The organism is Paraburkholderia sp. OAS925, assembly GCF_040543975.1.
In the GTDB taxonomy this organism is placed as follows: Bacteria; Pseudomonadota; Gammaproteobacteria; order Burkholderiales; family Burkholderiaceae; genus Paraburkholderia; species Paraburkholderia graminis.
On record NZ_JBEUNO010000001.1, the window covers coordinates 1,434,003 to 1,458,517 of the forward strand.

The window sequence follows — 24,515 nt, forward strand, 5'->3', positions numbered from 1 at the left end:
GTTGTTACGGCCCCCCAAGGCCGTTCAGATCACGACGAGCGAGCGCGGCGCAGATCGACACGCCGCCGCCTATTGGAGCCATGCTGACGCCGCGCCAGAAACCGCTAATGCGGCAGGCGCACGTTGAAGCGGAACGTCGCGAGCCGCGCCAGCAGAATGAACCCCGTGGCGAACAGCACGCTATACACGGTGTCGAAATTCACGTAGTCCAGCAGCACATACAGCCAGCAGCCGACGAAAGCGCACGTCGCGTAAGGCCGCGAATCGCGCAGGATCAGGGGCACCTCGTTGCACAGCACGTCGCGGATCACGCCGCCGAACACGCCCGTCGCCACGCCCATCATCACGGACGTGAACCAGGGCATTTGCGCGTCGTGCGCAATCGAGGTCCCCGCGATGCTGAAGAGGCCAAGGCCGATCGCATCGGCGACCAGCAGCACGCGCTCGGACAGCAGGCGCGAGGTCATTTTCAGCAAGGTCGGCGCGAACAGCGACATCACGAAGATCGCGATCAGATAGCCCTGATGCTCGACCCAGTAGAACGGCCGGCGCTCGAGCAGCACGTCGCGCAACGTGCCGCCGCCGAAGGCCGTGGCGATGGCGACGAGGAACGTGCCGACCGCGTCGAGGCGGCGCGTCCTCGCTTCGATGAAACCGGAAATCGCGTAGGCAAAGATGGCCAGCGCCTCCATGAGGGAGAGCGCGAGTGTGAGTCTCGGATGGATCACTGCGGCTCCGTCAGCGGCCTGGCGTGAGCCGGCGCGGCGCCCGGCTGAAGCAGCACGACGACCGCGCCCGCGCCGCCGTCGTGCGGCCGCGCCTGGCAGAACGCGATCACTTCGTTCTTCTGCACGAGCCACGCGCGCACTTTGCCCTTGAGCACCGGTTCCTTGCCGATCGATCCCAGGCCTTTGCCGTGAATCACGCGCAGGCAGCGCAAGCCGCGCTTGACCGACTCGCGGATGAATTCCGCCAGGGCCTCGCGGGCTTCCTCGCGCCGCATGCCGTGCAGATCGATTTGCGCCTGCACGATCCAGTCGCCGCGCCGCAGTTTTCGCACGACTTCCTGGCTCACGCCGGGGCGGCAATAGGAGAGCGTTTCGTCGGTTTCGAGCAGCACCTCGGGATCGAATTCGTCGGAGATCGCTTCGTGCAGCACGGCTTCTTCATCGAGCAGGGTTTGCACGGGCAGCGGCGGCGGAGGATTGCGCGGCAACGATGCGCGCGGCGGCACGGCGAGCGGCGCGACTTCGCCGATTTCGCGGCGAAACAGATCGGCGTCCGCCGCGGCTTCGCGCCGTGCAGCCGTCGCGGCGGCGCGTTCGCGCTCGCGCTTTTGCGCGTCGACCTTCAACGTGTCGCGCAATGCGCCGAGGCCGGCTAGGCCCGCGGCCGGCTCGATCTTCGGCGTCGCGGCGGGCGCAGCCGGTTCGCGCGCGGGCGTTGCAGCCGGGGCGCGGACGCGCTTCGGCTCGTTCGGATGAGGGTGGTTCTTCGGCATGGCGGTAGTAGACGCGGATAACGATTCGGTCGCGCGGCGCCTCGCGCGATCCTGGTGCGGCTTCGAATAAAAAAGGCCGCCGGCTCATGAGCCGCGGCCTTTGATCCAACGAGCGGCCGGGCAACGCCCAGCCGCTATTTTACCGTTGCGTTCGCACGAAAGCGCTGCCGATCAACGCTCGGCTTCCTGGCTCATCGCGTGCTCGCCCGCCATCTCGTTGATGGTTTCCAGATAGCGCTGCGCGTCGAGCGCGGCCATACAGCCGGTGCCTGCGCTCGTGATTGCCTGACGGTACACGTGGTCCTGCACGTCGCCGGCCGCGAACACGCCCGGCACGCTGGTGGCGGTGGCAAAGCCGTTCAGGCCGCCCTTCGTGATGATGTAGCCGTTCTTCATCTCCAGTTGGCCTTCGAAGATGTCCGTGTTCGGCTTGTGGCCGATCGCGACGAACAGGCCCTGCAGCGCGATGTCGGTCGTCTCGCCGGTTTGCGTGTGCTTGATGCGCACACCGGTCACGCCGGACTGGTCGCCCGTCACTTCGTCGAGCGTATGGTTCCACTTGATCTCGACCACGCCTTCCTTCTCTTTCGCGAGCAGGCGGTCGATCAGGATCGGCTCGGCGCGGAACTTGTCGCGGCGATGGATCACCGTGACCTTCTTCGCGATGCTCGACAGATAGAGCGCTTCTTCGACCGCGGTATTGCCGCCGCCGACCACGGCCACATGCTGCTGCTTGTAGAAGAAGCCGTCGCAGGTTGCGCAGGCCGACACGCCCTTGCCCATGAACGCTTCTTCCGACGGCAGGCCGAGATATTGCGCCGACGCGCCCGTCGAGATGATCAGCGAATCGCACGTGTATTCGCCCGAATCGCCGATCAGGCGGATCGGCTTTTCGTCGAGCTTCGCCGTGTGAATGTGGTCGAAGATGATTTCGGTGTTGAAGCGCTCAGCGTGCTCCAGGAAGCGCGCCATCAGTTCCGGGCCTTGCACGCCGTTGGCGTCGGCGGGCCAGTTTTCGACGTCGGTCGTGGTCATCAACTGGCCGCCTTGCGCGAGACCCGTGACGAGCACCGGCGCGAGGTTGGCGCGCGCCGCGTAGACCGCTGCCGTGTAGCCGGCAGGGCCGGAACCGAGAATCAGAACCTTGGCGTGTTTCGTGGAAGTTGCGGGCATGATCGAATCCTTTTACGGCGCGCTGCCCGCCCATGCGGGCAACGCGACTTGGCTGAAACTGTAGATGGGTATCAGTCGGGCATTATAAAGGGCGGGGCCGCGGCCTGCTCCATGAAGCTTTCCGATCGCGGCGATAGCCCGGCGCGGGGCCTAAGCGATCAGCGCGCGTGGCCGATCGGCCAGGTTACCGTCATTTACAGCCTCATGCGGGGCACTGCGTTTACAATAGGCCGGATCGAAGTTTCGGGTCTTTCGGGTCGACGGCGCCGGGCTCTCTGCCGCGCCGAACGGCTTCGACCCGAGGCCCGGCAATAGAATTGGCAACACGCATCGGCCACGCATCGGCCACACAAGCAACAGGATCAATGGCAAAAGCTCCTTATTCCGCGAGCGCGCAGGCACTACCGCACCGCATGTCGCGCCTCTTCACCGAAATCCGCTGGATTCTGCAGGTCGCGCTCGGCGTGTTCCTGCTGATGGCGCTCGTCAGCTACAGCCGCCGCGATCCGAGCTGGACGCACGCCGCGCAGGTCGATCACATCGCCAACTGGGCGGGCCGCGTGGGCGCGTGGACCTCGGACATTCTGCTGCTGCTGTTCGGCCTCTCCGCGTACTGGTGGATCGTGCTGCTCGGCCGGCACATTTCCGCGAACTACAAGCGCATTACCCGTCAGGACGAACCGGACGAAGACGCGCCGCGCGACACGACCTGGCTCGCGGACGCCTTCGCGTTCATGCTCGTGCTGCTCGCCTGCGACGGCATCGAGGCGCTGCGCATGTGGTCGCTCAAGGTTCAACTCCCGCGCGCGCCGGGCGGCGTGATCGGCGAGGCGGTCGCGCGCGGCGTGTCGCATGCGCTCGGCTTCACGGGCGGCACGCTCGCGCTGCTGATCGTGCTGGGCATCGGCTTGTCGCTGTATTTCCGTTTCTCGTGGCTGTCGGTGTCGGAGAAAGTCGGCGAATCGATTATCTCCGCCGTGACTTTTGCGAAGCTGCGCCGCGAGGCCGGGCGCGACCGCAAGCTCGGCGAAGCTGCCGCGGTCAAGCGCGAGGGCAAGGTCGAGAAGGGGCGAGTGCGCATCGAGGAACATGAGCCGGTCGTGATCGTGCCGCCGGTCGTCACGCCGGCCAAGTCGGAGCGCGTCGAGAAGGAACGGCAGGTGCCGCTTTTCACCGATCTGCCGGGCGATTCCACGTTGCCGCCCATTTCGCTGCTCGATCCCGCGCCCGCCGCGCAGGAAACCATTTCGGCCGATACGCTCGAATTCACTTCGCGTCTGATCGAGAAAAAGCTCAAGGACTTCGGCGTTGAAGTGAGCGTGGTCGCCGCCTATCCGGGCCCGGTCGTCACGCGTTACGAGATCGAGCCGGCCACCGGCGTGAAGGGCAGCCAGATCGTGAATCTGGCGAAAGACCTCGCGCGTTCGCTGTCGCTCGTGTCAATTCGCGTGGTCGAAACGATTCCGGGCAAGAACTTCATGGCGCTCGAGTTGCCGAACCAGCGCCGCCAGACCGTGAGCCTGTCCGAGATTCTCGGCTCGGCGGTTTATGCGGATGCCGCGTCGCCGCTCACCATGGGTCTCGGCAAGGACATCGGCGGCAAGCCCGTTTGCGCGGACCTCGCGAAAATGCCGCACTTGCTGGTGGCCGGTACGACCGGTTCGGGCAAGTCGGTCGGTATCAACGCGATGATTTTGTCGCTGCTCTACAAGGCGAGCGCCGACCAGGTCCGCATGATCCTGATCGATCCGAAGATGCTCGAAATGAGCGTCTACGAAGGCATTCCGCATCTGCTGTGTCCGGTCGTGACGGACATGCGCCAGGCCGGCCACGCGCTCAACTGGGCGGTCGCCGAAATGGAGCGGCGCTACAAGCTGATGAGCAAGCTCGGCGTGCGTAACCTCGCCGGCTACAACAACAAGATCGACGAAGCGGCGAAGCGTGACGAGAAGCTGCCGAACCCGTTCAGCCTCACGCCGGACGAGCCGGAACCGCTCACGCGTCTGCCCAACATCGTCGTCGTGATCGACGAACTCGCTGACCTGATGATGGTGGTCGGCAAGAAGGTCGAGGAACTGATCGCGCGAATCGCGCAGAAGGCGCGCGCGGCCGGCATCCATCTGATTCTCGCCACGCAGCGTCCGTCGGTCGACGTGATCACCGGCCTCATCAAGGCCAACGTGCCGACGCGCATGGCGTTCCAGGTGTCGTCGAAAATCGACTCGCGCACGATTCTCGATCAGCAGGGCGCGGAATCGCTGCTCGGCATGGGCGACATGCTTTATCTGCCGCCCGGCAGCGGCTTGCCGGTGCGGGTGCACGGCGCGTTTGTGTCGGACGAGGAAGTGCATCGCGTTGTCGACAAGCTCAAGGAGCAGGGCGAGCCGAACTATATCGAGGGCATTCTCGAAGGCGGCGTGACGGGCGAGGGCGACGAAGGCTCGGCGGGCGCCGGAGGAAGCGGATCGGGCGACGGCGAGTCGGACCCGCTTTACGATCAGGCGGTGGACGTCGTGCTGAAGAACAAGCGCGCGTCGATCTCGCTGGTGCAGCGGCATTTGCGCATCGGCTATAACCGGGCGGCGCGCCTGCTGGAGCAAATGGAAAACTCCGGCGTGGTGTCGGCGATGTCGTCGAACGGCAATCGCGAGATTCTCGCGCCGGCGCGCGAGGCGGAGTGAGGCCACGTGAAGCTGATTAAGGCATGCTGCGGTGAGGCGTTGGGTTTTTGTCGGCTGCCTTTACCGCTCGGTCTTTTTCGCTTTCTTCGCCGCTTGTTCACCGCTTGTTCACCGCTTGTAACGTTCGTTTCCAAAGGTTCGCTCCTAAGACTCGCTTAAGGCTGCCTGCCTAAGCTTCGCGCAAAACCGCAGTCTTGCGCGGCAACACCGCTCATGACGATGCGCCGCCAACATCGCGGCCGCTCAACGAATTCAGATCAAGGGAGAAAAACATATGCAGCTATTCGCACAGCAGCATGCACAATCCGGCCGCGTCGGCCGCTTTGCGCATTTGGCTCGCGCGCTTGCGCGCACTGCGGGCACGGTGGCGATCGGCGCATCCGTGCTGGTCGCTTCGCAGGCGTTCGCGAGCGGCACCGAACAGTTGAAGGCGTTCGTCTCGCAGGTTCACTCGGCGCGCGGCACCTTCGTCCAGCAGGAAGTGCGCGCGCCGGGCAAGGCGCAAGGGGCGAGCGGCGGGAGTGGCGGGAGCGGCGCAAGCGGCGTGCTCTCCACCACGGGCGGCAGCAAGAACAGCACGTCGAGTGGGACATTCACGTTCGCGCGTCCCGGCAAGTTCATCTGGCAATACGAAAAGCCCTACGCACAACTGCTGCAAGCGGACGGCGACAAGCTTTACGTCTACGACAAAGACCTGAACCAGGTGACGGTGCGAAGCCTGGGCGGCGCGCTTGGCGCGAGCCCGGCGGCGATCCTGTTCGGCAGCAACGATCTCGACAAGAACTTCACGCTGCGCGATGCGGGCGTGAAGGCCGGCATCGACTGGCTCGAACTCACGCCGAAAGCAAAGGACACGCAATTCCAGCGCGTGGGCATCGGCTTCAAGGACGGCAATCTGCAAGCGATGGAATTGCACGATGTGTTCGGGAACGTGACCTTGCTGACGTTCTCGAACATCCAGAAGAATCCGCCGCTGCCTGCTGACGCGTTCAAGTTCACCGTGCCGAAGGGCGCGGACGTGATCAACGGCTAAATTGCCGCTGCACGTTCAAGCTGCACGTTCAATGTTGACGAAGAAAGCCGCGCTGAATGCGCGGCTTTTTTATCGCCGATGCAAAACGGGCCGCGCTATTTCTCGGCTTCGATTGCATGCGCGGCCTTCATGTCCTCGAGAAACGCTTCGACAATATCCGTTCGATGCTGCCGTGCGCGCGTGACCATATGAAACGCGACGCGATAGCGCATGACGGCCGGATTCAGCGCGGCGAGCAGCCCTTGTTCGACGAACGGCGCCGCGAAATGTCCCGGTAAATAGCCGAGGTGATGCCCCGAGAGCACGAGCATCGCGACCGCTTCCATGTTGTCGGCGACGGCGGTGACGTTGCGCCCGGCCGTCGAACTTTCAGCCTCCGGCAACGGATAGCTGCGCCACGCCCATTCATGCGCGGCGGCCTGCGCGGGCGTGACTTCACCCGCGCGAGCAAAGAGCGGATGCTCTTTTGCGCAGTAGGCGAACTGGTCTTCAGCGAACACTTCGGTGTATTCGAGCGACGGCACGCGATGCCAGAAATAGCCGATGCCGATCTGAATTCGCCCGTTGAGCAGCAACTCTTCGAGTTCGCCAGGCGAGCGCACGAGAATCGAAAACCGCACCGACTGATCGCGCGAACGAAAGCGGCCAATCGCCTCGCTGATGCGCGCGCTGGCCGATACCGGCGTGTGCCCGATCATGCCGATGTCGAGCGTGCCGACCAGCTTGCGGCCGACGTTGCGCGCCTGCATGCCGAAGCTGTCGACGGCATCGAGCAGCGCGCGAGCGGCATCGACGAATTGCGCGCCGCGCGCGCTCAGGCGAAAGCCGCTGCGGCCGCGTTCGCATAGCCGGTAGCCGAGGCGCGTTTCGAGCGTGGCCAGTTGCGTGCTGATGGTCGACTGACCGACGTTGAGCGTGGCTTGCGCCGGCGAGACGCCGCCCGCATCGACGATCGCGAGAAAGACGCGGATGAGCCGCAGGTCGAGGTCGGTGAGTTGGGAGAACATGCGTCAGGATACATCGCTCGGGATCAATGCGAAGGTTTTTGAGCAGCTATTGGACGTTCACCCGAACTGCTCAAGAATGTAAGTTCGCCCGGCTTGAATAGCTTCTGGCCGCTTGCCAGACACCTGTTCCGTGCCGGTTTCGCCGATTCCCGCCCGCCGGGACTTTTCATTGCCGAGCCACGATGAATACTTCCTCCTTCATTTCTCCCGAAGCCGGCGAGCGGCCGCAGCCGCTGTCCGGCAATGCGATGCCGCGCTGCGGCGGAATCGCGACAATGATGCGCCTGCCGAACGTCGGCTCGGCGGCGGGATTCGACGCCTGCTTCGTCGGCGTGCCGTTCGATCTCGGCACGTCCAACCGCACGGGCGCGCGTTTCGGGCCGCGCCAGATCCGCAGCGAATCCGTGCTGCTGCGCCCGTACAACATGGCGACGCGCGCCGCGCCGTTCGATTCGCTGCGAGTCGCCGATCTCGGCGACGTCGCGATCAATCCGTACAACCTGCACGACTCGATCGCGCGGATCGAAACCGCCTACGACGAGATCCTTCAGCACGATTGCAAGCCGATCACGCTCGGCGGCGATCACACGATCGCGTTGCCGATCCTTGCGCGCGATCCATCGCAAGCACGGCAAGGTCGGGCTGATTCACGTCGATGCTCACGCCGACGTCAACGACACGATGATGGGCGAGAAAATCGCGCACGGCACGCCGTTTCGCCGCGCGGTCGAAGAGGGCCTGCTCGATTGCGAGCGTGTCGTGCAGATCGGTCTGCGCGGCACCGGTTACGCGGCGGAAGATTTCGACTGGTGCCGCGATCAGGGCTTCGAGGTCGTGCAGGCGGAAGCGTGCTGGAACCAGTCGCTTGCGCCGCTGATGGCGCGCGTGCGCGAACGCATGGGCGATGGTCCGGTGTACATCACGTTCGACATCGACGGGATCGATCCGGCCTTTGCACCCGGCACCGGCACGCCTGAAATCGCGGGGCTGACGGTGCCGCAGGCGCTCGAAATCATTCGCGGCGCACACGGCCTGAATATCGTCGGTTGCGATCTTGTGGAGGTGGCGCCGCCGTATGATCCGTTCGGCACCACGGCGCTGCTCGGCGCGAACCTCGCGTTCGAGTTGCTGTGCGTGCTGCCGGGCGTCGAATACCGGACTGCCGCGGCTCGGTGAATCCGTTCGCCACGTAGCTCTTGCGGCGCGCCGTCAGCAACGAAAAGGCCTGCATTTGTGGGCCTTTTCTGCATTTAGAAGTGCAGCGAGCGCTTACGCGTAAGCAGTCTTGCGCGTCGACACGAACGCGAGATAACACGCCGCGCCGATCACCAGCGAGGGCAACGTCGCGCCAAGGTTCGGCAGCCACTGATTGATCGCCTGATAGGAGGCAATGCCGATCGCCCACGCGATGAACGCGCTCAGATGCCAGCCGCCCGAAAAGCCGTAGCGGCCGCGCACGTCGGCGAGCACGGCGGCTTCAATCCGGCGCTTGCGCACGATGAAGTGATCGACCAGCACCACGCCGAAGAGCGGCGCGAACACCGAGCCGATCAGCAACAGGAAGTTCTGGTATTTCGCCATCGGCACGAGCAGCGCGATCAACGTGCAGAGCGCGCCGAACGCCGCCGAGAGCATCGGCACGCTGCCGCGCGCCCAGAACGTACCGGTCGACACGGCTGCCGAATGAATGTCGGCGAATGCGTTGTCCACTTCGTCGATCAGGATCAGCAAGAGCGCGAGGCCGCCGCCGGCTTGCGCGAGTGCGCTTGTGAGCAGCGCATCGCCGCCGCCCGCGGCGAGACCGTAGATCGCGCCCAGCGCATAGAACCATATGTTCGCGATGCCGTAGCCGAGCAGCGTGCCGCGAAACGTGTCGCCGGCGCGGCGGCCAAAGCGCGTGTAATCGGCGATCAGCGGCAGCCATGAGAGCGGCATCGCGACCACCAGATCGATGGCGCCGCCGAACGGCATTTCGCCCGTGCCGGGGCGGCGCATCATCGCGCTCAAGTCGTGCTGAGCGAGCAGATTCCATGTGAGCCACGCCGCGCCCGCGAGCAGCAGCCAGATGCCCCACGTGCGCAAAAAGCGCCGCACGAACGACAGCGGCCCGCTGATCGCAAGCAGCGTCGCGAGCAAGCCGAACACGACGGTCCAGACGAGCGGCATCGAGAAGCCGAACGCCTGCTTCGCGAGGGCGTCGGCGGAATCGCGCATCACGATCACTTCGAACGCGCCCCAGCCGACCAGTTGCACCGCGTTCAGCACCGCGGGCACCGACGCGCCGCGCACACCGAGCGTCGGACGCAGCGACGACATCGCGGCGAGCCCCGTGTCCGTGCCGATCACGCCCGCGAGCGCGAGGAGCACCACGCCGATCGCGCTGCCGATCACAATCGCCAGGAGCGCGTGCGGCAGCGACAAGCCCGGCACGAGCAGCGCGCCGGCTTGCGCGACCAGCAGGCCGATGCCGAGCGAGAACCAGAGCGCGAAGGCGTCGCCGGTGCGGAATGCGCGGCGCGCGTCGGGCACCGGCGTGAGCGGTGCGTAGGTGGAACCGGCGTCGCCGGTGAGCGGGTCTTGTGCCATCGGGTGTTGTCCGTGAGTGTGTGTCTGTTGCTTTGGTTTGCCTGCGCGTTCGCGCTCGTGTTCGCATTCGGTAGACGACACGCCGCGCTCGCCGACGCTCCGTCACTGTCATAATGCAGGACGTTGCCCGCGCGTTTCTCGTGCAGGCTTTGCGCTTGTCCGGCAGCACGCCGCCTTCCGACCATCGCAGATACCGTCGCGCGAACCGCGTCCGGAAAAGCCGAGATTATCCCCAAAACGTCATGTTCGAAGAAACCCGTGCCAATGTCCCGCTCGCCGAACGCCTGCGGCCTCGCAATATCGACGAAGTGATCGGTCAGAAGCATCTGCTCGGTCCGAACAAGCCGCTGCGGGTCGCGTTCGAATCCGGCGAGGCGCATTCGATGATCCTCTGGGGCCCGCCGGGCGTCGGCAAGACCACGCTTGCGCGGCTCATGGCGGACGCGTTTCACGCGCAGTTCATCGCGCTGTCGGCGGTGCTCTCGGGCGTGAAGGACATTCGCGAGGCGGTCGAGACGGCGCAGATTCATCGCGCGAACGGGCACCAGACGCTGGTGTTCGTCGACGAGGTGCATCGCTTTAACAAGAGTCAGCAAGACGCGTTCTTGCCGCATGTCGAGTCGGGGCTGTTCGTGTTTGTCGGCGCGACGACGGAGAATCCCTCGTTCGAGGTGAACAGCGCGTTGCTGTCGCGCGCCGCGGTCTATGTGCTCAAGAGTCTCGACGAGGACGAGTTGCGCGAACTGCTCGAGCGGGCGCAGCGCGAACTCGGCGGCCTCACGTTCACCGACGAAGCGCGCAACGCGCTGATCGGTTCCGCCGACGGCGACGGCCGCAAGCTGTTGAACAACCTGGAAATCGTCGCGCGCGCCGCTGCGCAGCAGAAGACGACGGAGATTGACGGCGCGTTGCTCGGCAGCGCGCTCGCCGAAAATTTGCGCCGCTTCGACAAGGGCGGCGACGCGTTTTACGACCAGATCAGCGCGCTGCATAAGTCGGTGCGCGGCAGCAGTCCGGACGGCGCGCTCTACTGGTTCTGCCGGATGCTCGACGGCGGCGCGGACCCGCGTTATCTGGCGCGGCGCATCGTGCGCATGGCGTGGGAGGACATCGGTCTCGCCGACCCGCGCGCCGCGCGCATCGCGCTCGACGCCGCCGAAACCTACGAGCGCCTGGGCACGCCCGAGGGCGAGCTTGCGCTTGCGCAGGCCATCATCTATCTGGCGGTCGCGCCGAAGTCGAATGCGGGCTACAACGCGTATAACGAGGCGCGGCGCTTCGTCAGCAAGGACAAGTCGCGCGGCGTGCCCGTGCATCTGCGCAATGCGCCGACCAAGCTGATGAAGGAACTCGGCTACGGCCACGAGTATCGCTACGCGCACGACGAGCCGGATGCCTATGCGGCCGGAGAGACCTATCTGCCCGAGAACATGCGCGATCCGCACTGGTACACGCCGACGCCGCGCGGTCTGGAAGGCAAGATCGGCGACAAGATGGCGCGTCTTGCCGAACTCGACGCGCAATGGCGCAGCGAGAACAAGCCGAAGAAGGGCTGAGAGTCTCCGGCGCGGCGCGCCGGTGCGCTAAAATCCCACCTTCATACAACGAATACCCGCCCCATCCCATGCTCGACATCCAGTTGCTGCGCAAAGACCTCGACGGCGTCGCGAAACGCCTCGCCGACCGCGGCTATAGCCTCGACGTCGCGGCGTTCACCGCGCTCGAAGCGGAACGCCGCGATACCCAGACCCGCACCGAAGAAATGCAGGCGCGCCGCAACAGCCTGTCCAAGCAGATCGGCGCGATGAAAGGGCGGGGCGAGGACACGTCGGCGGTGATGGCGGAAGTCGGCGGCATCGGCGACGAGATGAAGGCGTCGGCGGCAAAGCTGGACGACATTCAGAAGCGCCTGTCGGATCTTCTGCTCGGCGTGCCGAATCTTCCGCATGAGAGCGTGCCCGTTGGCCGCGACGAGGCGGAGAACGTCGAAGTGCGCCGCTGGGGCACGCCGCGTCAGTTCGATTTCGAAGTGAAGGATCACGTGGATGTGGGCGCGCCGCTCGGCCTCGATTTCGAGACCGGGGCGAAGCTCTCGGGCGCGCGCTTCACGATGCTGCGTGGGCAGATAGCGCGGCTGCATCGCGCGCTTGCGCAGTTCATGATCGACACGCATACGCAGCAGCACGGTTATACGGAGATTTACACGCCGTACATCGTGAATCCGGAGATTCTGTACGGCACCGGGCAGTTGCCCAAATTCGCGGACGACATGTTCCGCGTCGAGAAGGGCGGCGGCGAAAACACGGTCACGCAATATCTGATTTCGACGTCGGAAATTTCGCTGACGAACACGGTGCGCGACAGCATCGTCGAAGGTAATGCGCTGCCGATCAAGCTGACTGCGCATTCGCCGTGCTTCCGTTCGGAAGCGGGCTCGTATGGGCGCGATACGCGCGGCATGATCCGCCAGCATCAGTTCGACAAGGTGGAGATGGTGCAGATCGTGGCGCCGGAAACGTCTTATGACGCGCTGGAACAGATGGTCGGCCACGCGGAGACGATTCTGCAGAAGCTCGAGCTGCCGTATCGCGTGATCACGTTGTGCACCGGCGACATGGGCTTTTCGGCCACCAAGACTTACGACCTCGAGGTGTGGCTGCCGGCGCAAAACACCTATCGCGAGATCTCGAGCTGCTCGAACACCGAGTCGTTCCAGGCTCGCCGGATGCAGGCGCGTTATCGGAACGCGCAAGGCAAGCCGGAACTCGTGCATACGTTGAACGGCTCGGGGCTCGCGGTCGGCCGCACGCTCGTGGCGGTGCTGGAGAATTTCCAGAACGCCGACGGCTCGGTGACGGTGCCGGCTGCACTGCGCCCGTACCTCGGCGGTGTGGAGCGGCTGGAAGTGCCGGCCGCTTGAGTCGTGTTGTACGATTCACGTACGTCCCTCTGAAATTTTTTCGGCGAGGGACTTGGAAATCCAGATTCACTGTTCTATAATCTTTCTCTCCCAAGCAGCGACCCGCTTGGATCTGACAAAACCGCGCCAGCGTCATACGGCAGCGGCTAGTTAGAAAACCCGGAAAGGTGGCAGAGTGGTCGAATGCGCCGGACTCGAAATCCGGTGTACCTTTAGGGGTACCGTGAGTTCGAATCTCACCCTTTCCGCCAGATTTAGAAAAACCCGCAAGCTGAAAGGCTTGCGGGTTTTTTGTTTTCTGGCTGGTTGTCAACGCTTCTCCGGTTTGTGTACGTGCCGCACCGCGGGAAGACTCGACGGCTTCCACATCACCCCGGCCTTTTTGCCACATCCCAAAAACATAGAACCGCAGCCATCTGTTAGCGTCACGCGGTCACAGGCGACAAGAACGGGCAATGGACGGCACTGAACTCAAAACTGATTCGCAGCAGCGGTGGATGATGTACAAGAGGGACGCCTACGAAAGTGGGCGCATCTTCGTTACCGCCGAGCAGAAGCAAGCGGTCGAGGAAGGCAAGAAGTTTGCGCAACGCGCGTACGCCGATATATGGGCTCGCGATCCTGCGCTTGTACGGCGTGTGCGTTCGTTCCTGGGACAGAACTTCTATTGGCATCAGCGCTTGTCGACGCAGGGCGCCGACCTTGAGGTCGTACAGACGTTGCAATCCATGATCCGCGGAGAGAGCGTTGTACTGGTTGCCGAGCAGTCGCGCACGGCCGGCGCGAGCTACAGTACCGCGCCCCGAGCGCAAAAGCTGCCCACCTTCCGCGAGTCGTTGATGACCGGGCAGGGCATGTCGTACGACGCTGCGACCGACTATATCGACTGGTACAACGATATGGTGGACAGGGTCAACGCAAGGGCAGCCCGTGTGCCCAATGTGGCCTCGTCGTCACTCGCCGACCAGGCAGGCGATGTCGCCGGAACTGTTACGCCGTTTGGCGATGCGCAGCTGTTTGACTACACCCCCGATGCGGTGAGCGGTGACGTCGATGAGCTAGCGGCCAGGACAACTAATCCGGACTATGCAGCCAAAATGCTCGGTTATGACCGGGATACGTTCGGCGACATGATCCACGATATGAAAGACGGTCTTGGGCTCGGCGGGGCCGATAACGTTATCTGGCACGACGACGGCAAGATCGAGTTCAAGGGCAAGGTCATCGGTAACATGCACGACTATTGAGAACGTCGATATGAAATCCCGTCAACTGGCACATGCGTCGTTTTCGATTTACGGCGACGAGGTAACGCCTCACGTTTGGACCCGTTATTTTGGCGTCGACCCCGATATTGCCGTCACTAAGAACGAGCCATTCATAACCCCGGCCGGCCGTATCAGCAGCGCGCCCGGACGGACCGGCGTATGGAGCGTGCGAAGCAAAGCCGTTATTCAGAGCGATTTGCTCGAACCTCATTTGCGCTACCTGATCGAGCAGCTGGCGCTTCCGCGAGCCGATCTTCGCGAGATGGTCGAGCGCGTCGGCGCAAAAATGCGCTTTTTCTGCTACTGGAAAAACGAGACCGATCACCGCATGCCGGACGTGGCGGATGACATTCGCGCAATGATGGAAATGATGGGCGGGACCATCGAGATCGACGAATATCGCTAGGGGCGAAGTGGGAAGTTCGGGCGTGGCTCCAGCCTACCTTTCTCCTTGCTTCCGTGGCCAGCAAAAAACAGAAAAGTTGAATTACACAAACGTGCGCGATGGGCACGCCATCCCCCCCGCACCCCCATTCCCCCGACCCCTCCGCGATCCTCTGTACAATTGGCCGTTCGATTGAATATCGACCTACCTTCGAACCCATCGACCGAATTCATGGCCATTACCTACAAGACTCCCGAAGACATCGCCAGGCTGCGTATTTCAGGCCGCCTCGCGGCCGACGTGCTGGCCATGATCGGCGAGCACGTGAAGGCCGGTGTCTCCACCGACGAGCTGGACGCACTGTGCAACGACTACATCGTCAATACGCAAAAGTCGATTCCGGCGAACGTCGGCTATCTGGGTTTTCCGAAGACGGTGTGCACATCGGTCAATCAGGTTGTCTGCCACGGCATTCCGAGCCGCAACGAAGTGCTCAAGGACGGCGACATCATCAACATCGACGTCGCGATCATCAAGGACGGCTACTTCGGCGACACGAGCCGCATGTATTGCGTCGGCGAGCCAAGCACGGTCGCGCGTCAACTGATCGACACGACGTATGAAGCGATGCTCGCGGGCATCCGCGAAGTGAAGCCGGGCGCGACGCTCGGCGACATCGGCCATGCGATTCAGAAGGTCGCGCAGCGCGACGGCTTTTCGATCGTGCGCGACTATTGCGGCCACGGCATCGGCAAGGTCTATCACGAGGACCCGCAGGTTCTGCATTACGGTCAGCCGGGGCAGGGCGTGCGTCTGAAGCCCGGCATGGTCTTCACGATCGAGCCGATGATCAACGCAGGCCGCGCCGGCACCACCGTCTTGCGCGATGGCTGGACGGTGGTCACGAAAGACCGCTCGCTGTCGGCGCAATGGGAACACATGATCGCCGTCACCGACGACGGCTACGAACTCCTCACGCCCTGGCCGGACGGCACCGGCAGCTACGAGGCGCCTTAGCCCGAAACGCTTCCATCGCGAGTGGGCCGAGCTCAGAGACACCGGGCGCGGCAAATGCTGAGAACTCGATGCGCGCTTTGCCAGAACCGGCTCACGCGATAAGATCCCCCGGCAAAGAATGATTTGACTCGCGCGCCGGTTCGGTTAAAGCTACGCCTTAAGGCTTCAAGGGGTTTTCGTCTGCATGAGTCCGTCATTGACCGTTCGCCGTATCGCCGCTGATCAGGGCGCTGTTTTTCGCGAACTCCGTACTGCGTCGCTGCGAGAGGCGCCTTATGCCTTCGGCGCGACGCTAGAGGACGCCTTGTCCGCGGACGCCGCCAGCTTTGACGTCATCGCCGCGAAGCACGCGGTTTCTCTTACCGTCAGCACTTTTATTCTCTATACCGAGGGTCATCCGGCGGGACTCATCGAAGCGCATTTCGAAGAGACCCCCGAGCGCCGCGCATTCGTTTGCGAGTTGTGGGTGGCGCCGGCGGTTCGTCATCTGCGTGGCGGAGAGTTGCTGGTCGACACCGCTAGCGGCTGGCTCGCCAACGAAGGCGCCGCCGAAATCTACGCATGGGTCGCCGATTCGAATCGCACCGCCATGCGCTTTTACGAAGCGCTCGGTTTCGGACCGACCGGCGAACATCGGCGCGTCACGCGCGCGCCGGAACAGGTCGAAAGCCTGCTGGTTCGCCACGTGCCGTCCACGTCACCCGCAGTTGACTCGTGATCCGCCGAGCGGCGCAGCAGTTTGCCGCCCGTTCCGGATCTCTTGCGCGGTTCTGTTGTGCGTTTCCGTTGCGCGTTTCTGTTGCTTCCCTGCTCGCATCCGCAGCCGTATCTCCACAGATGTCCTGCCTCGCCCGTTCTTGCGCGGCGCGGCGTGATCGTTCCTGCTCGCGCAACATGCACAACACGCGCATATCGCCGCGCGCGCGGGCAAAAAATCTCGCCGCACGCGTGGACGCCTGTAAAATACGCAAAATTTTTTGCCGAACGCTATGTCGCCCAAGAAATCGCCCTTTTTCGAACTCCGCAGCGGTTCCGTCGACACGCTCCTCTTTGTGGTCAAGACAACCGACCTCGATGCCATGCGTGCCGAGCTGACCCGGCGCTTCGAGGCGACCCCCGAATTTTTCGCTAACGACGTCGTCGCGATCGACGTGCGCCGTCTCGCGGAGAACGAGCGCGTGCCGCTCGCCGAGATCGCGCAACTGCTCGACAGCGTGCGCATGCGTCCGGTCGGCGTGGTCGCTGACACGCAGCAGTCGTGGGCGACGGAATCGGCGTTGCCGCTCCTCGAAGCGCGCGACCGCCGCGGCGCGGCCGCGAAGCCCGCTGACGAAGAATCGGCGAGCACGTCCACGGCGGATTCGGGCGAAGCCGCGAACGGCGCAGCAAGCACGGTAAACGCAGCAAGCGCAGCAAGCACGGCAGCCACGAACGCAGCATCGGGCGCGACGGCAAGCGCATCGCTCGAACCTGCGCCCGCCGCCGAGCCGGTGCGTCTTGCCACGTCTTCGCAAACGATGGTGGTCGAAAAGCCGCTGCGTTCCGGCCAGCGCATCTACGCAAAGGGCGATCTCGTCGTGCTCGGGCTGGTCAGCTACGGCGCGGAAGTCATCGCGGAAGGCAATATCCATATCTATGCGCCGTTGCGCGGCCGCGCGCTCGCCGGCGTGCAGGGCAACCACGACGCGCGCATTTTCTGTACGTGTCTCGAACCGGAACTGATCTCGATCGCGGGCATCTATCGAACGACCGAGAACCCGCTGCCGGCCGATGTACTCGGCAAACCGGTGCAGATCTGGCTCGAAGAAGAAAAGTTGATGATCGAACCATTGCGGCTCACTTGAGCGCGGAAAGCACGCTGTGAATCGCGCCGTCCTGGAGCTTTGCGGCGCGCGGCGTTCTGCTCGAAATATGGCCGCACATAATTTGACGAATTTGACGAACACAAGGTAAGGGTAATGGCAAAAATCATTGTGGTGACATCGGGCAAGGGTGGCGTGGGCAAGACGACCACGAGCGCGAGTTTTGCATCGGCCCTCGCGTTGCGGGGCAGCAAGACCGCCGTGATCGACTTCGACGTCGGCCTGCGCAATCTCGATCTCATCATGGGCTGCGAGCGCCGCGTCGTGTACGACCTGATCAACGTGATTCAGGGCGAAGCGAATCTGAACCAGGCGCTGATCAAGGACAAGAAGTGCGAGAACCTGTTCATCCTGCCGGCTTCGCAGACGCGTGACAAAGACGCGCTGACCATGGAAGGCGTCGAGAAGGTCATCAACGATCTGATCGCGATGGACTTCGAATTCATCGTGTGCGACTCGCCGGCCGGTATCGAATCGGGCGCGCTGCTCGCCATGCATTTCGCCGACGAAGCGCTGATCGTGACGAACCCGGAAGTGTCGTCGGTGCGTGACTCGGACCGCATCCTCGGCATTCTGTCGTCGAAAACCAAGCGTGCAATTGAAGGCAAGGAGCCGATCAAGGAGCATCTCCTCATCACGCGCTACAACCCGAAGCGTGTGAGCGAAGGCGAGATGCTGTCGTTGACGGACATCCAGGAAATCTTGCGTATTGACCTGATCGGCGTGATTCCGGAATCGGAAGCGGTGCTGCACGCGTCGAACCAGGGCCTGCCGGCCGTGCACCTCGACGGCACCGACGTGGCGGAAGCCTACAAAGACGTCGTATCGCGTTTTCTCGGCGAGCAGAAATCGCTTCGCTTTACCGATTACCAGAAGCCCGGGCTGCTGCAGCGCCTCTTCGGCACCAAGTAAGGGGAGCGCACGTTATGTCGATTCTTTCGTTTTTGCTGGGCGAGAAGAAGAAATCCGCGTCGGTAGCGAAGGAACGCCTGCAGTTGATCATCGCGCACGAGCGCGCCGGCGGTCATGCTCCCGCCGATTATCTGCCTGCGTTGCAACGCGAACTGGTGGCCGTGATTTCGAAGTACGTGAGGATCTCGGATGACGACATCCGCGTGAGCCTCGAGCGTCAGGACGACCTCGAGGTGCTCGAGGTCAAGATCGAGATCCCGCAGACCTGACGGGCTCGCAGGAACTGGCGCGCGGCTCGCGCGCCATCCGGCCGATATTCACAAGGCAGAGCGGCGCCGGTCGATGCGGCGTCTGCTGATCCATCTGATCGACCTGATCGACTGACCCCAGCCGATCAGTTGTACGTGAAGTTGACCGTTGCGGTTGTCGTCACCGAGCCGGCCGTCAAAGTACCGAGCCGGTAGAACTGCGCGACGAACGGAACGGTCATCGTATTGGTGTTGTCGACCGTGCCGAGCGAACTCGTACTGTTGAGCGTGACGGGCGTGCCCGTCGTCGCGCCCACAGTGGCCGCCTTCAGAATCTGCACGCCCACCTGCGTGGCAGTACCGGTGTTCTGCAACACGCTCGCAACCGTATCTATCGTTCCCGCCACCGACATCGTCACCGCCGTGCCCGGCGAGCAATTCAGCAGGTTCAGACTGAATGCGGTCGGGTTGCCGGTGCTTCCGATCGCCGGAAAATTCATGATCGGCGCGCTGCCCAGACTGATGGTCTGATTGGCCGTCGAGCTATCCACGGTGCAGGACGGCTGCGTGATCAGACCGGTGAAGTTCAGGTTCGCGTCCGCCGCGAGGGCGGACCCGGCGGACCCCGCGCCCATCGCGGCGATCACGGCGGAAGCGGCCAGGAGCATCAAAATCTTTCGCATGGTCGGGTTGTTCAATTTGAGGATGGAAGGGGCCGCTGCGTCGTTTGGCAAATGCGGCCCTGCGGGGCGTCGAGTCGCTGCAAAACGTGCAATGAGCCGGACCGTTGCATAGGTCCGGTTCGTTGCGTCGGCGTTGCCGCGCCTGTCTGCCTGCGGAATCACTGATATTGCATGGTCACGGTCATTGACGTATTGGCCGGACCAGGCGTGACCGTGGCGCTCGTCTGGTAGTAACGTGCGGCCAGCGGAATCGTATAGCTGCCGCCCGTGCTCGAGCTATAGCCGCTGAACGTCTGCAGACTGCTGAGCGGGAACGCGGCCGAGCCGGCGCTGTTGAGCAGTTGCACGCCGACGCCTGTGGCCGACGAAGTGCTGTCGAGCGCCACCACCGACTGCGAACTGTTCAGCACGGTCGTCGTCGGATCGATCCGGTATTTGATCGAATTCATGCCGGCGGGGCAGTTGTTCAGACTGATGCTGAAGTTGGCGGTAGTGGTCGTTCGGCCGATCGCAGTGAAGCCTGTCGTGGGAAACGTGCCGAGCGGTATGGAGACGTCCGGGGTGGTGCACGAGGCGTTCACCACGTTAAGCGTCGGGAATACGGCCGTGTCAGACTGAGAGTACATAACCGACACATTAGTCGGAGGCGTCGTCACGTAGGACCACGTACCCGGTGTCAGTTGCCCGACCGATTGCCCGGCGAGCGTTCCCCCGCTGATCGGGCCGGTCTTGACGAAGGCGGCGTATATCAGGCCTCGCACCGATGTACTGCCGTTGTAGCCATAGCCGTTATTTACGCTTGGGTTGATGGGCCCGTCGTTGGTTACAACGGATCCTCCCTGCATGTCCTGCCAACCGACCGCAATGCCAATGCCCGGATAGTTGGTGGCATACACCGGAAATGTGTAACCAGAGTACGACACCGAATAACCGGTGTTCGACGACATCAGCAACGACGCCGTAATAAAGGTAGCGGCCTGGATCTTCGTCGAACTGCACGAGAAGGTTTGCCACGGCGTGGACACCCACGGCGAGATGACGGCGCCGACCACGGCATCCCTGGGTGCGGTCAGAGTGGACGGGAATGGCAGGGTGATAGTCTGCCCGCCTCCTGAACAACTATCGGCGTGGGCCAGCGGCGTTACTGCGCCGCACAGAAGTCCCATCAGACACGACATCGTCAGATGCAAGCGTCTGGATCGGGAAAGGAATCTCTTAAAAGCGTTCATACAATACCTTGTCTATGGTCGCTCAATGGCAAGCCGCGTCGGTCGCGATGACACTGTCATCGCTCCGAGCGGGCTTTCGCCAGGCCGTCGATTGTTCGCGTTCGTTCAATTGCAGCTCGCGTCCGAGAACACCGTTGCCGCCGGCTTGTCTTTCTGCGCGACGGGCAGTCCGTAGCTGATCTTGCACGACTGCCCAACGCCCTGGCCCCACTTGACGAGCAACTCGCCCGTCACTGCCTTCGTGTAGAACATCGCGCGGCTACCCTGCGTAACGGTGCCGACGTTGCTGCCCTTGTCGTCAAGCACGTCGGCGCCGAACGGCACCGGATCGCCATTCGGGCGGCTGAGGCGCAGCAACGTCGCCTGGCCGCGATTCTCGGTGTCGAACTTCACGCGCACGACGGCACCCGCTGTCGGCGCGAAGTGCTGTTCGGTGCTCTTCAGATCGACGCCCATCGGCAGGCCCTTGGTGTCGATCTCGACCGTGTTCAGCGAGTACGGCTGCATGCCGGCCACGACAGCGAGTCCGTTGTCATCGACGCGCACACCTGGCGCGGTGGCGACCCGCGCGCCCACGGCGTCCTTCGCTTCGATGACCGCGAGTGTGTCGCCCGTCTGCGGCGAGAGCACCACGCCGCCCGGATAGGCGACGATCGTGCCGGAGAGTCCTGCGCCGGCCTGGGTGTAGCCGCCTGAATAGCCGGCGTTGCCGCGCACCTGCGTGTACCGGCTCAGATAGCCCGCATTCGCGTTGATGCTGCCGCCGTTGCCGCTCGCCGAGTCGTAGCCCGTCGAGACGCCATAATTGAACTCGTTGTCGACGCCGGCTGCGCCCGTGAACGCTTCCTGAATCTGATTGCTGTTGTCGCGCGAGTCGTGGGCGAAGCTCGTCGTCGTGTTGGCGACTTTCGAACCGATGTCGAGCGGAATGTTGAGGTTCAGCATCACGCGGTTGTTCCAGCGCGTGGTGTTGATGTCGAGTTCCCGCGACGCCGACACGCCCACGCCCACCCGCCCGACGTTCGTGTTGTAGCCAACCTGGAACGACGTATCGCGATTCGGCTTGTTCCAGTAGTTCTGCGTGAAGCCGGAAGCGTAGATGGAGCCCCAGGACTTCAGGTTCTGGTTCAGCGTGAGCTGAAGCCGTCCTTTCTGGATGCCGCCGTTCGTATTGGGGATGCCGCGCAGCGCCAGGTCGCGCAGATTCATCGCGTCCTGCACGCTCAGGAAGCCGTTGGTCGAGTAGCGATAAGCGGCGAGCGTGACGCTCGTGTCCGTAGGCGCGATGACGCGCGAATACGAAATCCGCAAACTTTGTCCGTTGCGGCCCGGAATGTTCCTGAAGTTCGAGTTGGCCTGGGTCAGGTCGGCCGCGAACGCGCCGATCGGCGTATCCAGTGCCGCACCAATCGCGCCGGAGACGTAATTCTCCGCGACGATCGTCCCGCCATACAACGTGACGAAATTGTTCAGGCCATGCTGCACACCGGCCTCGAACACAACCGGATGGTTCCGCAGACTCGTGTTGCGGTACTGTCCGAGCGCCGTGCTATAGCGCCAGCGACCCTCGCGCAGCGCGTTCACCGGCGCCGCATACGGAACTGCCGACGCATGCTGGCTGCCATCGGCTTCCGTCACGACGACCTGGAGGTCGCCGCCATAGCCAGTGGGATAAAGATCGTTGATCTCGAACGGCCCCGGCGCGACCGTGGTCGTGTAGATGATGTTGCCGTTCTGCTTGACCTCGACCTTCGCATTGCTGTTCGCGATGCCGCGCACAGTCGGCGCATAGCCGCGCTGCGACTCGGGATACATGCGGTCGTCGGTGGTGAGCTGGACGCCGCGCACACCGAAGCTGTCGAAGATCGTACCGTCGGTGTACGAATCGCCGATCGTCAACTGGCTCTTGATGGGTTCGAACGAGCGTTGCAGGTACGTCTGCATGCTTTGCAGATGCGTGCCCGACATGTTGCCGCTCGTGACGTTGCCGTTATAGCGGAAGCGCCACGCGCCGACGTTCACGCCCGCGTTGATGCCGAGGTAGCCCTGCGTGGTCGACAGGCCGCTGCCGTTCGTGTGATACAGGTTGGCGTTGTACTGAAGCGTCGCGGCCGGCACGCCGTCGTCCCAGAACTTGGGGTCGACCCAGCCGCGTGCGTTGCGGCTCATCATGGCCTGCGGAATGGTCACGTCGAGGCGCTGCTCGCCCGCGTCGAAACTCGCCGTCGCTTGCGGGATGAGGTCCGGCAGCAGCGCCGCGGCGCCTTGATTCGCTGCGCTGTCGAGCTTCGCGCGTGCAGCGTCGGTGAGACGCGTCAGGTCCACGCCCGCGCGCGTAAGCAGGTCGCGGTCGAACGTCGGCTGGACGTTGCGCTTCTGGCCGTTCAGTTCACGCAGGTTAACATCCGCTACGCCAATCCAGACGCCGTTCACATAGAGCGCCGCCCGGTAGTGTCCCGGCAAGGCGACGTTGCCCTGGTCGAACCGCGAAATATCGACGTTCGCCGCGCCGCTGCCGGTCAGGAACTGCGAGTTGAACTCGACGGTCTGGGGCGCGGCGGCGGAAGTGGAAGTGGAAGCGGTGATCTCGCTGGGCGCGAGCCGCGAGGCCATCGCCGCATGCGCGGTGTTGACGGCCTGGCTATCGGGCGAAGCGGGGTGACGGCCCGCCTGCATGTCCGACGATGCCCCGGCTTGCGCGACGTTCACGGCGCTCGCTGCGGCATCCGCGGAGTCCGGCGCGGGAGTCATCGTGGGGTCGGGCAGCGATTGCGGCGTGCGCCCGGCTTCCGCGGGAAGCAGGGACGCCATCGACGGAGGGGTCTTTCCGATTGACAGGCCATCGGCATGCGCGCGTGCGGCGGTGAATGCCAGCAGAACGGCCATGCTAGCCCGGCTCAAGGATAACGGCTCGGCCTGAGCGCGCCGGGAACTGGATTTCGAATTGCTATTGTTCATGGTGGTGCCGGAATCGCGGGCAACAGGGCGCCCGGCCGACTGTCAACACATCGGCACGCACCCGCTGACCGCGACAATTGATCCTGTTTGCGCGCCAGGGTCATTTCGACCCGACGCACCCCGTCCGGCTGACGAAAGTTCGGATTCCTTCGCAGCGTCGATCCGTTTCACCCGCGCTCTGGCAGGCCACGGCTTTATTGCAGCGTCGCCTCGTGTTTCATGGGACCGCCGTAGTCGTTGAGCGTCGTGAATGAGACCTTGCCGGCAGCAGGGGTAGCCGACAGCGGCAGTGCAAGCTCGCCGCCAGGATCGACCATGCCGCCTTCGTCGAACTTCGCCGGATTCGGGCCTTCGCCGACGAGGGCCTCGATGATCGTGACGTGAAACGGCGTGGGATTCGAGACCAGCAGGGCCGGCTTGCCGTCATGCGTGCCGAGGCGCCATACGAGCTTGGCCGGTGCGTCGTCGGCCTTGCCTTGCAGGCCGGCCGGCCGGAAGAAGAATTTCAGGCGCGAACGGAACGCGAGCTGCACATAGTTCGCTCCAACCTCTGCCGCTGCGGGCTTGGGTGGGACTTCCAGCAAGTTGAACCACAGAAGGGTTTCGCGGTCGCTAGGCATCGCTTCACCGGTATAGGCAATGCGGAGGGTCTGCGACTTGTCCGGATCGATGCGAGCCAGCGGCGGCGTCAGCACGAACGGGAGGTCGAGTTTGCTCGGGTCGACTTTCGGGTCGCCCTTGTCGAGCCACACCTGCGCAAGGGCGGGGGACTTACCGACATTCGAGAGCTTCAGCGTGACTTCGCTGTCCGTCGCGTTATAGACGACACGCGTACCGGCAATGACGACAGAAGCATGCGCCGAGAAGGGCAGCAGTGCGCCCAGTGCGAGCACGCTAGCGGTCATTGCGCTGCCAAGGAGTTTGCGGATATTCATAACGCTCAACCTGAAAAACGGACTTCGGTGAAATGGCGCCGCGAAGATTGCGCGGCGCCGCGCGCCAGGACATCGGCGCTCCCACAGCGAGTCAATGCCTGAAAGGACAGATAAGCA

The 24,515-nt window shown here is 63.5% G+C and carries 20 protein-coding genes, 1 tRNA gene and 1 pseudogene; 13 read left to right on the plus strand and 9 right to left on the minus strand.

Translation table 11 applies throughout. The features are described from left to right. Positions 1-104 precede the first annotated feature (104 nt). From ABIE53_RS06225 to trxB, 3 genes are all read right to left on the minus strand, one after another. Positions 105-725, minus strand: coding sequence for a trimeric intracellular cation channel family protein (locus ABIE53_RS06225; RefSeq protein WP_029971883.1), 621 nt, complete (start codon positions 723-725; stop codon positions 105-107). Further along, entirely contained in the window at positions 725-1,501 is a 777-nt protein-coding gene (locus ABIE53_RS06230) for a Smr/MutS family protein (protein ID WP_107707194.1), read from the minus strand. The genes ABIE53_RS06225 and ABIE53_RS06230 overlap by 1 nt, the downstream gene beginning before the upstream one ends. Before the next feature lie 171 nt (positions 1,502-1,672). Beyond that, positions 1,673-2,674, minus strand: coding sequence for a thioredoxin-disulfide reductase (trxB, locus tag ABIE53_RS06235; protein ID WP_192700156.1), 1,002 nt, complete (start codon positions 2,672-2,674; stop codon positions 1,673-1,675). A gap of 365 nt (positions 2,675-3,039) precedes the next feature. Between trxB and ABIE53_RS06240 the strand changes: the two genes are divergently transcribed. Continuing rightward, complete coding sequence (locus ABIE53_RS06240) at positions 3,040-5,355, plus strand: DNA translocase FtsK (RefSeq protein ID WP_029971885.1); 2,316 nt, start codon at positions 3,040-3,042, stop codon at positions 5,353-5,355. Positions 5,356-5,629: 274 nt separating this feature from the next. Continuing rightward, positions 5,630-6,388, plus strand: a complete 759-nt coding sequence (lolA, locus tag ABIE53_RS06245) for an outer membrane lipoprotein chaperone LolA (RefSeq protein WP_006048499.1) — start codon at positions 5,630-5,632, stop codon at positions 6,386-6,388. A 95-nt stretch (positions 6,389-6,483) separates the two neighbouring features. Here lolA and ABIE53_RS06250 read toward each other — a convergent pair whose 3' ends face one another. Further along, positions 6,484-7,395 (minus strand): LysR family transcriptional regulator, encoded by a 912-nt coding sequence (locus ABIE53_RS06250; protein WP_006048498.1) that lies wholly within the window; start codon positions 7,393-7,395, stop codon positions 6,484-6,486. Between the two features lie 182 nt (positions 7,396-7,577). On the opposite strand from ABIE53_RS06250, the pseudogene speB reads away from it, so the two are divergent. Next, a pseudogene (gene speB / locus ABIE53_RS06255) lies at positions 7,578-8,571 on the plus strand (agmatinase). Between the two features lie 93 nt (positions 8,572-8,664). Here speB and cytX read toward each other — a convergent pair. Next, positions 8,665-9,981 carry a putative hydroxymethylpyrimidine transporter CytX gene (gene cytX, locus ABIE53_RS06260; protein ID WP_107707193.1) on the minus strand — a complete coding sequence of 439 codons (1,317 nt, stop codon included), beginning with the start codon at positions 9,979-9,981 and terminating at the stop codon, positions 8,665-8,667. Positions 9,982-10,223: 242 nt separating this feature from the next. Between cytX and ABIE53_RS06265 the strand changes: the two genes are divergently transcribed. The 10 genes from ABIE53_RS06265 (at position 10,224) to minE (ending at position 18,614) form a co-directional block, all read left to right on the plus strand. Continuing rightward, positions 10,224-11,537 (plus strand): replication-associated recombination protein A, encoded by a 1,314-nt coding sequence (locus tag ABIE53_RS06265; protein ID WP_107707357.1) that lies wholly within the window; start codon positions 10,224-10,226, stop codon positions 11,535-11,537. Positions 11,538-11,605: 68 nt separating this feature from the next. Next, entirely contained in the window at positions 11,606-12,901 is a 1,296-nt protein-coding gene (serS, locus tag ABIE53_RS06270) for a serine--tRNA ligase (protein WP_029971890.1), read from the plus strand. Positions 12,902-13,062: 161 nt separating this feature from the next. Then, positions 13,063-13,152 (plus strand) — tRNA-Ser (locus ABIE53_RS06275). A 204-nt stretch (positions 13,153-13,356) separates the two neighbouring features. After that, positions 13,357-14,148, plus strand: a complete 792-nt coding sequence (locus ABIE53_RS06280; RefSeq protein ID WP_310075809.1) for a hypothetical protein — start codon at positions 13,357-13,359, stop codon at positions 14,146-14,148. 10 nt (positions 14,149-14,158) lie between these two features. After that, the gene (locus ABIE53_RS06285) at positions 14,159-14,575 is read left to right on the plus strand and encodes a DUF4279 domain-containing protein (RefSeq protein ID WP_107707190.1); all 417 of its coding nucleotides are present in this window, start codon (positions 14,159-14,161) and stop codon (positions 14,573-14,575) included. Positions 14,576-14,785: 210 nt separating this feature from the next. Next, on the plus strand, positions 14,786-15,571 hold the full coding sequence (gene map, locus ABIE53_RS06290) for a type I methionyl aminopeptidase (protein WP_029971892.1): 786 nt from the start codon (positions 14,786-14,788) through the stop codon (positions 15,569-15,571). Between the two features lie 184 nt (positions 15,572-15,755). Beyond that, the gene (locus ABIE53_RS06295) at positions 15,756-16,289 is read left to right on the plus strand and encodes a GNAT family N-acetyltransferase (protein WP_006048492.1); all 534 of its coding nucleotides are present in this window, start codon (positions 15,756-15,758) and stop codon (positions 16,287-16,289) included. A 271-nt stretch (positions 16,290-16,560) separates the two neighbouring features. Then, positions 16,561-17,415 (plus strand): septum site-determining protein MinC, encoded by an 855-nt coding sequence (minC, locus tag ABIE53_RS06300; protein ID WP_006048491.1) that lies wholly within the window; start codon positions 16,561-16,563, stop codon positions 17,413-17,415. A 114-nt stretch (positions 17,416-17,529) separates the two neighbouring features. Further along, the gene (minD, locus tag ABIE53_RS06305; protein ID WP_006048490.1) at positions 17,530-18,345 is read left to right on the plus strand and encodes a septum site-determining protein MinD; all 816 of its coding nucleotides are present in this window, start codon (positions 17,530-17,532) and stop codon (positions 18,343-18,345) included. A 14-nt stretch (positions 18,346-18,359) separates the two neighbouring features. Next, a complete protein-coding gene (minE, locus tag ABIE53_RS06310; RefSeq protein WP_006048489.1) occupies positions 18,360-18,614 on the plus strand; it encodes a cell division topological specificity factor MinE in 255 nt (84 codons plus the stop codon). A gap of 125 nt (positions 18,615-18,739) precedes the next feature. On the opposite strand, the gene ABIE53_RS06315 is transcribed toward minE, so the two are convergent. The 4 genes from ABIE53_RS06315 to ABIE53_RS06330 all read right to left on the minus strand — a co-directional run bounded on the left by ABIE53_RS06315 (position 18,740) and on the right by ABIE53_RS06330 (position 24,368). Then, positions 18,740-19,276: a fimbrial protein gene (locus ABIE53_RS06315; RefSeq protein ID WP_216649247.1), complete on the minus strand. Its 537-nt coding sequence runs from the start codon at positions 19,274-19,276 to the stop codon at positions 18,740-18,742. A 158-nt stretch (positions 19,277-19,434) separates the two neighbouring features. Continuing rightward, positions 19,435-20,466, minus strand: a complete 1,032-nt coding sequence (locus tag ABIE53_RS06320; protein ID WP_207909681.1) for a fimbrial protein — start codon at positions 20,464-20,466, stop codon at positions 19,435-19,437. A gap of 144 nt (positions 20,467-20,610) precedes the next feature. Then, on the minus strand, positions 20,611-23,316 hold the full coding sequence (locus tag ABIE53_RS06325; RefSeq protein ID WP_258196083.1) for a fimbria/pilus outer membrane usher protein: 2,706 nt from the start codon (positions 23,314-23,316) through the stop codon (positions 20,611-20,613). 341 nt (positions 23,317-23,657) lie between these two features. After that, positions 23,658-24,368 (minus strand): fimbria/pilus periplasmic chaperone, encoded by a 711-nt coding sequence (locus tag ABIE53_RS06330; protein WP_374710146.1) that lies wholly within the window; start codon positions 24,366-24,368, stop codon positions 23,658-23,660. Between the last annotated feature and the right edge of the window lie 147 nt (positions 24,369-24,515).

Excerpts from the sequence above, each read along its gene's own strand:
- ABIE53_RS06230 (WP_107707194.1), bottom strand. The coding sequence starts at position 1,501 with ATGCCGAAGAACCACCCTCATCCGAACGAGCCGAAGCGCGTCCGCGCC.
- trxB (WP_192700156.1), bottom strand. The coding sequence starts at position 2,674 with ATGCCCGCAACTTCCACGAAACACGCCAAGGTTCTGATTCTCGGTTCC.
- ABIE53_RS06240 (WP_029971885.1), top strand. The coding sequence starts at position 3,040 with ATGGCAAAAGCTCCTTATTCCGCGAGCGCGCAGGCACTACCGCACCGC.
- lolA (WP_006048499.1), top strand. The coding sequence starts at position 5,630 with ATGCAGCTATTCGCACAGCAGCATGCACAATCCGGCCGCGTCGGCCGC.
- ABIE53_RS06250 (WP_006048498.1), bottom strand. The coding sequence starts at position 7,395 with ATGTTCTCCCAACTCACCGACCTCGACCTGCGGCTCATCCGCGTCTTT.
- cytX (WP_107707193.1), bottom strand. The coding sequence starts at position 9,981 with ATGGCACAAGACCCGCTCACCGGCGACGCCGGTTCCACCTACGCACCG.
- ABIE53_RS06265 (WP_107707357.1), top strand. The coding sequence starts at position 10,224 with ATGTTCGAAGAAACCCGTGCCAATGTCCCGCTCGCCGAACGCCTGCGG.
- serS (WP_029971890.1), top strand. The coding sequence starts at position 11,606 with ATGCTCGACATCCAGTTGCTGCGCAAAGACCTCGACGGCGTCGCGAAA.
- ABIE53_RS06280 (WP_310075809.1), top strand. The coding sequence starts at position 13,357 with ATGGACGGCACTGAACTCAAAACTGATTCGCAGCAGCGGTGGATGATG.
- ABIE53_RS06285 (WP_107707190.1), top strand. The coding sequence starts at position 14,159 with ATGAAATCCCGTCAACTGGCACATGCGTCGTTTTCGATTTACGGCGAC.
- map (WP_029971892.1), top strand. The coding sequence starts at position 14,786 with ATGGCCATTACCTACAAGACTCCCGAAGACATCGCCAGGCTGCGTATT.
- ABIE53_RS06295 (WP_006048492.1), top strand. The coding sequence starts at position 15,756 with ATGAGTCCGTCATTGACCGTTCGCCGTATCGCCGCTGATCAGGGCGCT.
- minC (WP_006048491.1), top strand. The coding sequence starts at position 16,561 with ATGTCGCCCAAGAAATCGCCCTTTTTCGAACTCCGCAGCGGTTCCGTC.
- minD (WP_006048490.1), top strand. The coding sequence starts at position 17,530 with ATGGCAAAAATCATTGTGGTGACATCGGGCAAGGGTGGCGTGGGCAAG.
- minE (WP_006048489.1), top strand. The coding sequence starts at position 18,360 with ATGTCGATTCTTTCGTTTTTGCTGGGCGAGAAGAAGAAATCCGCGTCG.
- ABIE53_RS06315 (WP_216649247.1), bottom strand. The coding sequence starts at position 19,276 with ATGCGAAAGATTTTGATGCTCCTGGCCGCTTCCGCCGTGATCGCCGCG.
- ABIE53_RS06325 (WP_258196083.1), bottom strand. The coding sequence starts at position 23,316 with ATGGCGTCCCTGCTTCCCGCGGAAGCCGGGCGCACGCCGCAATCGCTG.
- ABIE53_RS06330 (WP_374710146.1), bottom strand. The coding sequence starts at position 24,368 with ATGACCGCTAGCGTGCTCGCACTGGGCGCACTGCTGCCCTTCTCGGCG.